Annotated in this window: 11 protein-coding genes; all 11 read right to left on the reverse strand. The window is 48.0% G+C overall.

Annotated elements, in window-relative coordinates; all coding sequences use genetic code 11:
- Window positions 1-233: 233 nt before the first annotated feature.
- Entirely contained in the window at window positions 234-989 is a 756-nt protein-coding gene (locus B9L19_RS11290) for an iron ABC transporter ATP-binding protein (protein WP_047753261.1), read from the reverse strand.
- Complete coding sequence (locus B9L19_RS11295) at window positions 983-1,933, reverse strand: iron chelate uptake ABC transporter family permease subunit (protein WP_025951283.1); 951 nt, start codon at window positions 1,931-1,933, stop codon at window positions 983-985. Before B9L19_RS11295 ends, B9L19_RS11290 begins: the two co-directional genes overlap by 7 nt.
- Window positions 1,926-2,873 carry an ABC transporter permease gene (locus tag B9L19_RS11300; protein ID WP_025951284.1) on the reverse strand — a complete coding sequence of 316 codons (948 nt, stop codon included), beginning with the start codon at window positions 2,871-2,873 and terminating at the stop codon, window positions 1,926-1,928. Before B9L19_RS11300 ends, B9L19_RS11295 begins: the two co-directional genes overlap by 8 nt.
- Window positions 2,874-3,393: 520 nt before the next feature.
- Entirely contained in the window at window positions 3,394-3,975 is a 582-nt protein-coding gene (locus tag B9L19_RS11305; protein ID WP_025951285.1) for a Uma2 family endonuclease, read from the reverse strand.
- A gap of 134 nt (window positions 3,976-4,109) precedes the next feature.
- Window positions 4,110-5,576, reverse strand: coding sequence for an alpha-ketoglutaric semialdehyde dehydrogenase GucD (gucD, locus tag B9L19_RS11310; protein ID WP_047753262.1), 1,467 nt, complete (start codon window positions 5,574-5,576; stop codon window positions 4,110-4,112).
- A gap of 184 nt (window positions 5,577-5,760) precedes the next feature.
- On the reverse strand, window positions 5,761-6,696 hold the full coding sequence (kdgD, locus tag B9L19_RS11315) for a 5-dehydro-4-deoxyglucarate dehydratase (RefSeq protein WP_015374596.1): 936 nt from the start codon (window positions 6,694-6,696) through the stop codon (window positions 5,761-5,763).
- 79 nt (window positions 6,697-6,775) lie between these two features.
- Window positions 6,776-8,293: a galactarate dehydratase gene (garD, locus tag B9L19_RS11320; protein ID WP_033024401.1), complete on the reverse strand. Its 1,518-nt coding sequence runs from the start codon at window positions 8,291-8,293 to the stop codon at window positions 6,776-6,778.
- Between the two features lie 71 nt (window positions 8,294-8,364).
- Window positions 8,365-9,693: a glucarate dehydratase gene (gene gudD, locus B9L19_RS11325; protein WP_033024402.1), complete on the reverse strand. Its 1,329-nt coding sequence runs from the start codon at window positions 9,691-9,693 to the stop codon at window positions 8,365-8,367.
- Window positions 9,694-9,718: 25 nt separating this feature from the next.
- Window positions 9,719-11,035 carry an MFS transporter gene (locus B9L19_RS11330; protein WP_033024403.1) on the reverse strand — a complete coding sequence of 439 codons (1,317 nt, stop codon included), beginning with the start codon at window positions 11,033-11,035 and terminating at the stop codon, window positions 9,719-9,721.
- A gap of 22 nt (window positions 11,036-11,057) precedes the next feature.
- The gene (locus B9L19_RS11335; RefSeq protein ID WP_025951290.1) at window positions 11,058-12,068 is read right to left on the reverse strand and encodes a mannonate dehydratase; all 1,011 of its coding nucleotides are present in this window, start codon (window positions 12,066-12,068) and stop codon (window positions 11,058-11,060) included.
- A 157-nt stretch (window positions 12,069-12,225) separates the two neighbouring features.
- Entirely contained in the window at window positions 12,226-12,957 is a 732-nt protein-coding gene (locus tag B9L19_RS11340; protein ID WP_025951291.1) for a FadR/GntR family transcriptional regulator, read from the reverse strand.
- Between the last annotated feature and the right edge of the window lie 86 nt (window positions 12,958-13,043).

The following is a 13,043-nucleotide window of genomic DNA, read 5'->3' on the forward strand; positions in this document are numbered from 1 at the left end:
CTTTCTTGCCGATGTCAACATGAAAGCCGGATCAACCATTTTTTACTTAATTGGAATCTTCTTCATATACTTGACTTTGATCGCGTCTCCCCGTCCCATGTTTGAATCCGAGACGGAGCTCTTCACCAAGCATGCCCATAGATTTCATCCCCACAGCGAAACCGCCATCTTTAACCCGCTTCCACAGCCCGCTTTTTCACTAGTCAAGATGGACGCTTTCTCATGGGAAATTGCTAAAAATACACACAGATGCGCTGATTTTCAATCGTCTGCACGCGCACATCCAAATCATAAATGCCGCGAAGCACTTCATCGCGCATGATCGATGAAACATCCCCTTCGCAGACGACCTCTCCATCTTTTAACGCGACCATATAATCGGAATAACAAGAGGCAAAGTTAATATCGTGCATCACCATCACGATCGTTTTGCCAAGCTCATCGACCAGCTTGCGCAACACTTTCATCATCTGCACGGCGTGTTTCATATCCAAATTGTTCAACGGCTCGTCCAAGAAAATATAATCCGTATCTTGCGCCAACACCATCGCGATATAAGCTCTCTGACGCTGTCCGCCGCTCAACTCGTCCATATAGCGGTCTTGCAATGGCTCCAACTCCATATAGCGGATCGCCTCACGCACATAGTCGCGATCTTGACGCGTCAAGCGGCCGCGCGAATACGGAAAGCGGCCGAACGACACCAATTCGTTCACCGTCAAGCGAGCTGCGATATGGTTGGATTGCTTCAAAATGGAAATTTTTTTCGCCAACTCTTCTGTCCGATAACGAGCAATTTCCTTCCCTTCAATCCAGATTTCCCCTCCATCTTTTGGAATTAAGCGGCTCATCATGGACAAAAGCGTGCTTTTCCCCGCCCCGTTCGGGCCAATGAGCGATGTGAGCTTGCAGCGCGGAACAGATAAAGATACACGGTCAATCACAGTCTTCCCGCCGTATCGCTTCAATACTTGTTTCACCTCTACCATGCTTTTCGCTCCTTTAACAAAAGGTATAGAAAATAGACGCCTCCGACCATGTTGACAATGACAGACAACGTCGTCGAAAAGGTGAACACCCGCTCGACCACCAGTTGGCCGCCAACGAGGGCGATGACGCCGAACAGCGCCGCCCCTGCAAGCAAATAACGATGTTCATACGTTTGAAAAAACGCATACGCCACATTAGCGACAATCAATCCGAAAAACATGATGGGACCAACAAGTGCGGTCGAGACCGACACCAACACCGCTACAATCATCAGCAGCCGTTTGACGACCGTTTCATACGCCACGCCTAAATTGATCGCATGATCTTTGCCGAGCGACAGCACGTCCAACTCGTGAAGATGACGGTATGTATACAATGTCGCGGCCGCAATGAGCAGGCCTGCCGGCCAAAGCAAGTCTGTTTTCATATTGTTGATGCTCGCAAACATTCGATCTTGAATGATGGAAAATTCATTTGGGTCAATCAAATATTGCATGAAAGACGTCAAGCTTTGGAAAAACGTACCGAGAATCATCCCAACAAGCAAGATGAAATATAAATTTTGCCCTTCACGGCGAAACAAAAACGAATACAATAGAACTGAAAAACCGATCATCGACCCAGCAGACAGGAGAAAGTGCGAGGTGTTGCCCATCATGGTCAACGTCGTCGAACCAAACAAAAACACTACAGCGGTTTGCACAAGCATATAAACGGAATCAAGCCCGATAATGCTTGGAGTTAAAATACGATTATTGGTCATCGTCTGAAATAAGACGGTCGAAACCGCCCCCGCCCAGCCGACAAGCACCATCGCGACAATCTTTTCGCTCCGCGAGCGTAACACATAGTCAAAATCCCCTCGCAAGTGTGTAAACAAAAACAGCGCGATCAATCCGAGCGCCAATACCACGAGCACAGCCACTTTCATCCGATTAGACATACTGCTTCGTTCTCCTTACGAGCAAATATAAAAAGACGCCGCTTCCGATTACCCCAACCGTCAAGCCGATTGGAATTTCGTATGGATAAATGGCGACTCGGCCAAATACATCGCAAATCAGCACAAACAAAGCGCCAAACATGGCTGTCAACGGCAATACTTTGCGCAAATGATCCCCGTAATACATCGTGACGATGTTCGGAACGATCAGCCCTAAAAACGGCAGCGTCCCAACCGTCAACACCTCAACAGCAGAAACAACAGCGACAATGAGGAGACCGGTGTAGACAATCGAACGGTAGCGAACCCCTAAGTTCGTCGCCATCTCCTCCCCCATGCCGGCGATCGTAAACCGATTGGCGTATACATAAGCGATTGCCATGAGCGGAACGCTCACATACAGCATTTCATAACGCCCTTGCATCATAACGGAAAAATCGCCGTGCATCCATGCGGACATCGATTGAATCAAATCATATTTATAAGCCAAAAATGTCGTGACGGAACCGACAATATTGCCAAACATCAAGCCGATGAGCGGAATAAAGATCGAATCTTTGTACTTGACACGATCCAAAACCGTCATAAACAGCAGCGTCCCCGCAAACGCAAACACAACGGCAATAGCCGCCTTCACAAGCGGCCCTGCGGCAGCGAATGCAATCATGGACACCAACAGGCCGAGCCGCGCCCAATCCATCGTTCCCGCCGTCGTCGGCGACACAAATCGGTTTTGGCTCAACTGCTGCATGATCAAGCCGCAAATGCTCACGCTTGATCCGGCGATCAGAATGCTGATGAGCCGCGGCAAGCGACTGATCAAAAACACTTCCCACGCCTCACGGTCGCCGGCAAACAGCTCGCGAGGCGATAAATCATGCACACCGACAAACAATGATGCCGCAGCCAAAACAACAAGAAGCACCATCCATTTTTTCATGTTTTCTCATCCTGTCTTCCGTTCTATCCCATCATACAAGTCGAATGACGATGCCATGTCCAGACTCAATGGTTTTACAGGTGCAATTATGATATTGATTATCTTTCCCAACTAAAAAGATAAATTCTGCTTGTGTGAGAAGCAACCAGCACCGCCAAGACGACTGGCATCTCCTCAATCGCTGCTCTTTTCAAGCCAAACCATTCTGTCCACATGCGGCCACCACATCTCACTCCATTCTTTTGAAAACCATGTTCCCGCCCAAACCTCTAAAAAAGAGAAGGATTATCATTTTCACATATCATATTTTAATTGATAAAAATTATCATTGTCAATATTTTTCATCGTTTTTTTGCTGTTTTCTTATTTTTTCTTCATACTTTCATTCCCCCTTCCACAAAGAAAAAAGCTTATTTCTCCCCTTTGTCTTTGATTTCTAAGCGTTTCTATCAACCAAGCAACAACAGACTTCTGGAACGAAACGCGCTTGTTGTTATTTTGTATGCGTCTGTGTCGCTCTCTAAGACGACAAAAACGCAAAAATCTCCTTTGCGGAAAAGCGCACCTCGGGAAACGTGGTCGATGCAGCCGCCCCGTTGTCTGCATCGTACACGTCTTCTAGCTGAAACGCTCCCGATTGCGAAACGTATTTTTCCATCACCTGGTGCTGATAATCGACAAGCCAGTACTCGCGGACTCCTGCTTTCTCATAATAATGACGCTTCAGCAGCCGGTCGTTGCGGGCGGTGCTTGGCGACAACACTTCCACCACCAGGTCGGGGGCGCCGTAACACCGACCTTGGCGCAGTTTCGTTCGATCGCAAATAATGGATAGGTCGGGCAGCACCGTTACATTTTTCGTTCCTTTTTGTTCATCCTCAAACAAAAGGACGACTTGGAGGTTGCTGCCGAACACAAGACAAGGACTTCCTTTTAACGCCATGCGAAACTCGGCAATCAAATTGGCGACCACCCCTTCATGCTCATAAGGAGCTGGGGACATCAACACAATCGTTCCTTCGTACAGCTCCATCCGCTCATCTCCAGCCAAAGAAAAAAACTCGCCGAGCGTATACCGGCGTTGTTCGCCTGGTTGGCTCATGCCGCTCTCCCTCCCTGCACATGCTCTTTCTTCTATTGTAAGCAAACCGTTTGCTCGCCGACAATCACCTTCGCCAATGGCTTGACGCTAAAAAAAGCGCCCTGCCTAAACGGCAGCGCACTTTGCTCCATTTCTTATCCTTTGACCAACACCGTTTTCATCGCCGTGAAAAACTCGATGGCCGCCCGCCCTTGCTCACGCGAATGGGAGCTGGACTGCTTCATCCCGCCAAACGGCGCTTGCAGTTCGACTCCTGCGCTTTCTTCATTGATCCGGACGAGCCCGGCCTCGATGTCTTGGATGAACGCGAGCATCTTGCCGATATTTTGCGTGAAAATCGAGGCGCTCAATCCAAACGGTGTGTCATTGGCGAGAGAAAGCGCTTCTTCCAGCGAATCCACTTTGATTAACGCCAACACCGGCCCGAAAATTTCCTCGCGAGCGATCGTCATGTCGGGCGACACGTTTTCAAAGATGGTCGGCTGCACATAAAACCCTTTCGCCCGTTCCCCATCCGCCAAACGTTGGCCTCCGTAAACGAGCGTCGCCCCTTCTTCGATTCCTTTTTGGATATAAGAAAGGACCGTCTCGAGCTGCTTTTGGCTGGCGCACGGCCCCATCCAAACGCCGTCCTCGAGTCCATTGCCGATGTTCAGCTGCTTCACTTTTGCCAACAATTTTTCCTTAAATTGATCATAGACGGTGCGCTGGACGAACACGCGGCTTGTCGCCGTGCATTTTTGTCCCGTGGAGCGCAGCCCACCGCTGATCGTTGCTTCAACGGCGCGATCCAAGTCAGCATCCTCGAGCACGATCACCGGATTCTTTCCGCCCATTTCCAGCTGGTATTTCGCCCCTCGGGCCACCGCTTTTTGGGCGATCGTTTTGCCGACTTCGTTGGAGCCGGTGAAGGTGATGCCATGAATGTGGGGATGTTCGGCGATCGCATTGCCGATGACCGATCCTTTGCCCGTCACCAAATTCACCACACCGGCCGGCAGCCCCGCCTCGTCAAAGCATTCCACGATTTTCGCTGCCGTGACCGCCGTTTCCTGCGCCGGCTTAAACACAACGGTGTTTCCATAGACGATGGCAGGTGCGATTTTCCAAATCGGAATCGCGACTGGAAAGTTCCACGGCGTGATGACCCCGACCACGCCAAGAGGCACGCGCGTGGTAAACATCAACGCTTCGCTGTCCGTGGATGGAATGACCTCACCGATCGATCGCATCCCCTCTCCAGCGTAGTAGCGCAAAATATTGACTCCCCGCTGCACTTCCCCTTTCGCTTCTGGGAGCGTTTTTCCCATTTCTCTTGTCATCGTTTCGGCGATCTCATCAAGCCGTTTCTTAAGAACGTCAGCCGCGCGGAACAAATACTCTCCGCGTTTCGGGCCGGATAACTTCCGCCATGCCGCCTGCGCCCTTCGCGCCGCCTCAACCGCAACGTTCACATCTTCCACGCCGGACTCTTGGACATAGCCGACGATGTCATCGATATTGGCTGGGTTAAGGCTGGCTTCTGTTTTCCCGGATGCAGAAGGGACCCATTGTCCGTTGATGTAGTTCAAGTATGTTTGTTGCTTTGTGCGTACCGTCATTGCACCTTCTCCTTTCCATAAATAAGATTGCTACCGTATATGATTTGAGAAAGAATTTTCGTTCCTGTCATGTTTCGGAAATATTGCCTCGCTTCCTGTTCACAATCAAACTCAAACATTTTGAAACTGCCATCCGGTGCGTACAAGGTAATAATCCACATTTAGAACACTCTCCACATCACCGTCATGAACGTTGCCCTACTTTTTTTGGGAATCGTTCAAACGCGGTTTGAATGATCGCTTCTAATTGCCGGTAATGTTCCTTTTCCACGCGGACGATAGGCGGACGGACATATGGCCCGACCGGCAGGCCGACAATTTCCATCCCCGCTTTGACAAGAGCGACTTCGTATCCTTTTCGTTGCTTCCGAATGCGATGGATCGGAAGGATGACATGCTCATAAAGCTCTCCTAACAACGCCTTGTCGCCGTCAAGCAGCGCCTGATAAAACAACCTAGAAATATGAGGAATGTAATTGGAAATCGCTGATGAATAGCTGGTAAATCCTAGCTGAATATAAGCGGGCATCGTCACCTCAGCCATTGGCATGCCGTTCAAATAATGCAGCCGTGAGCCGATCGTTTGAGTGATTTCAATGTTCAATTCCATATTTCCCGTGCCGTCTTTCAAGCCGACAATTTGCGGATAGTGAAGCAATTTTTGGAGCGTCTCGACTGTTAATACACTATTGGCCCGCTGATAGACAATGGCGTTGAGCGATGTGCTTTTGACAATCGCAGAAATATATTCGTATAGCCCTTCCTGATGGGGTTCAATTAAATAAGGCGGCAAAATCAAATATCCGTCTGCTCCTTTCCTTTCCGAAATTTCCGCCAATCGAAGTGCATAGATAATATTTCCTCCAACCCCCGTATACACAGGGACCTTCCCTCCAACGATCGACACGGCTGCTTCCACCATTGCCTCGTACTCTTTCTCGCTAAGCGATTGAAATTCTCCAGATCCACAAGCAATGAAAACGGCGTTTAACCCCTCTTTAAGTAAAAATTGGATATTCCGCTCCAAAGCTTGGAAATCTATCTCTCCATTTTCGCGCATCGGTGTAACCGGAAATCCTAAAATTCCATTTGGTATGTGTTTATTCGCGTTTCTTGCCACTGATTCCTTCCCCTCTCCGCAAGAAATGTTTATATTACAATTTTATTGTAAGACAAATTTAATATAATATCAATCTATATTACGTCAGCGGGGCTGGATTAAATAAACATAAATCATTGTGTATGCCGTGCTGTTCTGCCTTTGTGCGCTTTCCGCTCGCGGTATCAATGATAAAACGGAAAATTTCCCATCCAATCTCTTCTATCGTTGCTGTTCCCGTGGCAATTCTTCCGGCATCAATATCAATTAAATCATGCCATTGCGTCGCCAATTCCGTCCGCGTCGCCACTTTAACGACTGGAGCCATGGCTAAACCATAAGGCGTTCCTCTTCCTGTTGTAAACACATGCACATTCATTCCAGCTGCCAACTGTAGCGTTCCGCATACAAAATCGCTGGCCGGAGTGGCCGCAAACACAAGACCTTGTTTCTTCACCTTTTCGCCAGGGGGCAACACATCCACAATGGCGCTGCTTCCCGATTTCGCAATCGATCCTAATGCTTTTTCCACAATATTGGAAAGTCCGCCTTTTTTATTTCCAGGCGACGGGTTGGCGCTTCGGTCAGCTTCTCCCCGTTGCAAGTATCGGTCGTACCATTCCATTTCTCGAATGAGCGCATGTCCTACTTGTTCATCGACAACTCTTGGTGTCAGCAAATGAACCGCGTCTCTGACTTCTGTCACCTCGGAAAACAGTACAGTCGCTCCGGCGCGAACAAGCAAATCGGCCGCGTAGCCGACCGCAGGATTCGCCGTCACACCGGAAAAGGCATCACTGCCGCCGCATTGCAGTCCAACCACTAACCCAGAAAGAGGACATTCCTGACGTTGACGTTCATTTAACCGTTTTAGCCGCTCCTCTGCTTTTCTCATAATAGTCTCAATCATATCCGCAAATCCTTGATAATCCTGCAAAACGACAAGACTGTCCTCTTCTCCTTTGGCATTGAGCGACTGCGGTGATAATTTCTCACATCCAAGCCCGACGACGAGCACTTCGCCGCCAAAGTTAGGATGGGTCGAAAGGTTTTGCAATGTGCGAATCGGGATCACGGCTTCCGGCGCATGGATGGCTACGCCGCAACCGTAATGATGCTCCAATGCCACGACATCGTCCACATTTGGATATTTGGGAAGCAACTCCTTCTTGATTCGCTGCACTGCAATATCCAACACCCCTGCAACACATTGAACACTTGTCGTAATACCTAAAAGATTGCGCGTGCCAAAACTGCCATCAGCATTCCGATAACCTTGAAAGGTGTACCCTTCTAACGGTGGTAAAGCGACAGGCGTTTTCGTCGCGATGGGCAACTGGTGCAAATCTGGCGGATGTGGAAGACGAATGGACGATTCTTTGACCCATTCTCCTTTTTGAATGCGTTTTTGCGCGTAACCGATCACTTCCCCGTAGCGGACAATGGGATCGCCTTCACGAAAATCTGCTAAAGCAACTTTATGCCCTTGAGGAATATCTTCCATCAGCGTCAATCCACACGGAAAACGCGTCCCTTTCGTTAATCCGCCGGCATTGGCTACAATAGCAACATTATCCCGATCATTCACCTTAATATAAAGAGGCATTTGTTTCACCATCGAACATCCCTCCATAAAAAATGGATTCCTAAAGGCCGTGGATCATCCATGACCTTTAGGAAAAATGATCGCTAGCGGACGAGACAAGGCTTTTTCGGATGAAAGGTCCATCCAGGAATTAAGTACTGCATAGCCATGGCGTCGTCGCGGGCTCCTCTTCCCCATTTTTGATACAGCTGATGCGCTTCTTCAATTCGCTCCATATCAATCTCAATCCCTAAACCTGGTCGATCGGGAACATCAATCAGGCCATTCACAATTTGAAACGGCTCTTTCGTTAATCGCTGCCCATCTTGCCAAATCCAATGCGTGTCAATCGCCGTAATCTCTCCCGGCGCCGCAGCAGCAACATGGGTAAACATGGCTAACGAAATATCAAAATGGTTGTTGGAATGCGATCCCCATGTCAATCCCCATTCATGACACATTTGCGCCACACGGACGGAACCTTGCATCGTCCAAAAATGCGGATCAGCCAACGGAATATCTACGGCATGAAGCTGAATGGCGTGCCCCATTTGCCTCCAGTCCGTAGCGATCATATTTGTTGCTGTCGGCAAGCCGGTCGCTTTGCGGAATTCCGCCAATATTTCACGCCCAGAATAGCCGTTTTCAGCGCCGCACGGATCTTCTGCGTAAGCCAAGATATGATGCATATTCCGGCATAAACGAATAGCTTCTTCCAATAGCCATGCCCCGTTTGGATCCAAGGTGATTCGCGCTTTAGGAAACCGTTTGGCTAGCGCCGCAACAGCTTCTATTTCTTCCTCTCCCGGCATCACGCCGCCCTTTAATTTAAAATCCGAGAATCCGTACTGTTCATAGGCGGCTTCTGCGAGCTGAACAATCGCTTCTGCTGTCAATGCTTCTTCATCCCGCAAGCGAAACCATCCATCCTGGTCTTGCGGTTCCCGATATGGCAAATCCGTTTTCTTGCGGTCTCCAATATAGAACAAGTAACCGAGAACTTTCACCGACTGCCGCTGTTGCCCTTCACCCAGCAAAGCTGCAACTGGGACTTCCAAAAACTTCCCTAACAAATCAAGCAGTGCGGCTTCGAGGGCTGTTATGGCATGTACGGTTGTCCGCAGGTCAAAGGTTTGGTTTCCCCTGCCGGTTTTATCTCGATCGCCAAAAGTTTCGGATATCCGACGCAAAATGTTTTTGTAATCGCTGACCGCTCTTCCCACAACAAGAGGTTTCGCTTCTTCCAACGTTTTTTGAATCTTTTCTCCCCCCGGCACTTCTCCGGCTCCTATATTTCCATAGTTGTCTTTCAACAAAACAATGTTTCGTGTGAAAAATGGTGCATGAGCTCCACTTAAGTTAAGGAGCATGCTATCATAGCCTGCAACCGGGATGACGATCATTTCCGTGACAACAGGAACGTTCCTTTTCATCAACGCTTCGACTCTCCCTTTCCAATTAAGCGTTTACACTTTTCGCTGTTTGCCCTTGCTCATGCGGAAGCTGCAAACGCTCCACTTTGTTGACGATAAACATATAGGACAGTGCGCCAATCAACAACACAACGCCGATAAACAGCAGTGCGTAGCTGAACGAATGGGTATGTTCAAGAATAAAGCCTACAACAATGGGAGTGACAATCCCCGCCAAATTCCCAGAGGTGTTAAATATCCCTGCACTGAGCCCAATGATCTCTTTTGGCGACATATCCCCGACCAGCGTCCATGTCAGTCCTGCCATCCCTTTGGCGAAAAACGAAACACATAAAATCAAAACAATGAGCGCGGGCGAATTTGTATAGTTCGCCAATAAAATGCAGCTTGATAGCAGGAAACCGATGATGATCGGTGTTTTTCGGGCCACCGCCAGCGATTTGCCGCGCTTTAACATCGAATCCGACCAATAGCCAGCCAATATTCCACCCAAGAAGGCAGCGGCATATGTGAGCGATGTCACGAATCCTGCTTTCAAGATGGATAAATGCTTTTCTTGCACAAGATACGTTGGAAGCCATGTTAAGAAAAACCATACGATTGTATTTAAGGAAAACTGGGCAATGTAAATGCCGATCATTTGTCGATTCGTCAGCAACAAGCGAGCGTGCGACCATTTAATAGGCGATTTTTGTTCACTCGCATCCACTAAGGCTCCGCCTTGTTCGATATACTCAAGCTCTTTTTGATTGGCAAGCGGATGGCGCTTTGGATCATGGATCAGCTTAAACCAAACAAACGTCAAAATGATCCCCATTCCCCCTGCCACATAAAAGATGGCTGGCCACCCATAAACATTGAGGAGAGAAGCTAAAACGGGAGTGAATAAAGCGAGCCCGAAATATTGAGACGAATTGTAAGTGGCCACCGCTTTCCCCCGCTCATTGGTTGGAAACCACATCGTTGTCAGGCGGCTGTTGCCAGGAAACGAGGGAGCTTCGGCAAGCCCGACAATAAACCGGAATAAAAACAACATGGCAAACCCAGTAACGAGCCCTTGCAGTCCCGTAAACAGCGACCATGTAAACAACCCTATGCCATACACAAGTCGTGTGCCAAAACGATCGAGCAGCCAGCCGCTTGGAATTTGCATAAACGTATACGCCCAGTTGAACGCTGAAAATGCAAACCCTAAAGCGACCGCATCCAATGCTAAATCTTCCTTCATCACCGGAGCGGCGATGCTTAACGCTGAACGATCAATATAATTGATAGCGGTTACAACAAATAAAATCGCTAAAATAAGATAGCGAACTCTCGTCCTTTTTACGGTCTCCCCCATTGTCTGACCCTCCCTAATCGTTTTATCCCGCAAACTCAACCAACGCCGCCAACAGCGCTTTCATATATCCAATCGAATAGGCATAACCAACATTGTTGTAACTCCAGTGGATGCATGTGTTGGGCCAAGAAGGATGCTCTGTATATGCGGCTCCTTCTAAAATCGGAACATGATCTGGATTTAAGCAACCACGAAAGCCTACTTTATATAATTCTAGCAAGATTCTGCACATATTCAGATCGCCGTCATCGAGCAACGCCTCTTCAAACGCTTTTGTCGTCGGCAAGCTGCCGCGGACATTGCGGAAATGAACGAGGAAAATTCGCCCTTTTCTCCCATAGTGGCGTATTTCATCATAGACGAGCGAACTCCTTCCCTCTTCTGCCCGCGTCCCGATGCAATATATATAGCCAACATGCCGGCTGGGAAATTCATCAATAATTCGCTGGTAGCCAAGGCCGCCAAATAAAGTGCCGGGATGAGGAACATCGGATGGATGCATGCCAATGGACACCCCATACTCCTCAGCAATCGGCACAAGCCGTCGATATGCTTCACAAAAACGCTTCCAATTTGTTTCAAACGACTTTACCAATTGTTCACCATTCATCTCGTTCGTCAGAAGCATTTCGCCGCGCGCGATGGCTCCTCCCCTGTGCAAAGCTCGATACTTTACAGTTAGATGCGGAAATGTATCTCCTTCAAATCGCTGTCTAACAATTGGAATACCTGCTTCGCCAAATACTTTCAGCGCCTGAACAGAATTTTCCAGCTCTTTTTCACCATCATGGTTCCCTTCCATAAAATTCTTTGTTAAATCAGGAAGTGTGACACGGTTGATGTCAAGTCCAAAAGAACGCAAACGCCGTTTCAGTTTGAGCAATTCGTCAAGATCCGGGTATCCTTGTTCTTTCACCCCTCGAAATGCCGATCCGCTGCCAAAGTCAATACAATCGACGCCAAGCTGACTCAACTGTCGCAATTCCGCATCACTCAAATCCGTTGAATAAACCGTCACTGAAATTTTCATCATCGTCGCTTCCTCCTTTGCGTATGAATCGAAATGTCCACTTCCATATAGCCTCCCCCTCTAAAAATATGTAATATTGTATTCATGTAAAATTGTAATACAAATTAATTTTGTAGTCAATTCCGAAAATAAAAAATAAAAGGGCAAAAGCCCTTTCCCCTTACATTGGATCGCTGGTCAAAACTGTTGTGTTTTCTAACCACTGTTGCTCGTAACTCAAAAGTTTTTCCCTTACAAAGCTTAAATGCCGATACATTTGCTCAAAAGCCTCATATGGGTCTCGCTTCTTTAAAGCATGATAAATGGCCAAGTGATGTTCAACTGTTATCTCACGATCGCGCGTCCGAATGAGCCGATCCATTTTCTCATGAGTGATGAGCAAAGAAAAAATCATGCCTTCTACGACAGGATTGTTGGCGCTTAGCGCAATAATTTTATGGAAACGCTTGTCGTACACTCCATAATTATCATCTTCGCTATCCGCGATCATATCAATCGTTTCTTTCAATTGCTCGAGCTGCTCATCGGTGATTTTTTCTGCAGCTATTGTCACAAGCCCCAACTCTAACGCCATTCGAGCTTCAATAATAGCAGGCAAATTGTCGATCGACAATGCCAACATCACCGAAAATGGCTCACTGCCGATTTTGTCGTTAAAATACGTCCCGCCCCGCGTCTTTCGTGTAATCACCCCCATTGTCTCAAGCGAGCTCAACGCTTCGCGCAGTACAGGCCGGCTGACCCCTAACTTCTCCATCAATTCCATCTCTGGCGGCAATTTATCGCCTGGCTTCACTTGACCGCTTGCCAAAAGCTGAACAATCTGTTCAATGACCTGTTTGGACAGCGTATTTCGATTTACCGATTTTACAAATATGTCGTGTTCACTCATGTTCCTCACCTTCCCTTCACTATATTATGATTGTAAGACAAATTCGAACGCTTCACAATATCGAAATTACAATAAAAACCAGCCCC

Source organism: Geobacillus thermocatenulatus, from assembly GCF_002217655.1.
GTDB lineage: Bacteria > Bacillota > Bacilli > Bacillales > Anoxybacillaceae > Geobacillus > Geobacillus thermocatenulatus.

Excerpts from the sequence above, each read along its gene's own strand:
- B9L19_RS11330 (WP_033024403.1), bottom strand. The coding sequence starts at position 11,035 with ATGGGGGAGACCGTAAAAAGGACGAGAGTTCGCTATCTTATTTTAGCG.
- B9L19_RS11300 (WP_025951284.1), bottom strand. The coding sequence starts at position 2,873 with ATGAAAAAATGGATGGTGCTTCTTGTTGTTTTGGCTGCGGCATCATTG.
- garD (WP_033024401.1), bottom strand. The coding sequence starts at position 8,293 with ATGGTGAAACAAATGCCTCTTTATATTAAGGTGAATGATCGGGATAAT.
- gudD (WP_033024402.1), bottom strand. The coding sequence starts at position 9,693 with ATGAAAAGGAACGTTCCTGTTGTCACGGAAATGATCGTCATCCCGGTT.
- gucD (WP_047753262.1), bottom strand. The coding sequence starts at position 5,576 with ATGACGGTACGCACAAAGCAACAAACATACTTGAACTACATCAACGGA.
- B9L19_RS11305 (WP_025951285.1), bottom strand. The coding sequence starts at position 3,975 with ATGAGCCAACCAGGCGAACAACGCCGGTATACGCTCGGCGAGTTTTTT.
- B9L19_RS11335 (WP_025951290.1), bottom strand. The coding sequence starts at position 12,068 with ATGATGAAAATTTCAGTGACGGTTTATTCAACGGATTTGAGTGATGCG.
- B9L19_RS11290 (WP_047753261.1), bottom strand. The coding sequence starts at position 989 with ATGGTAGAGGTGAAACAAGTATTGAAGCGATACGGCGGGAAGACTGTG.
- B9L19_RS11340 (WP_025951291.1), bottom strand. The coding sequence starts at position 12,957 with ATGAGTGAACACGACATATTTGTAAAATCGGTAAATCGAAATACGCTG.
- B9L19_RS11295 (WP_025951283.1), bottom strand. The coding sequence starts at position 1,933 with ATGTCTAATCGGATGAAAGTGGCTGTGCTCGTGGTATTGGCGCTCGGA.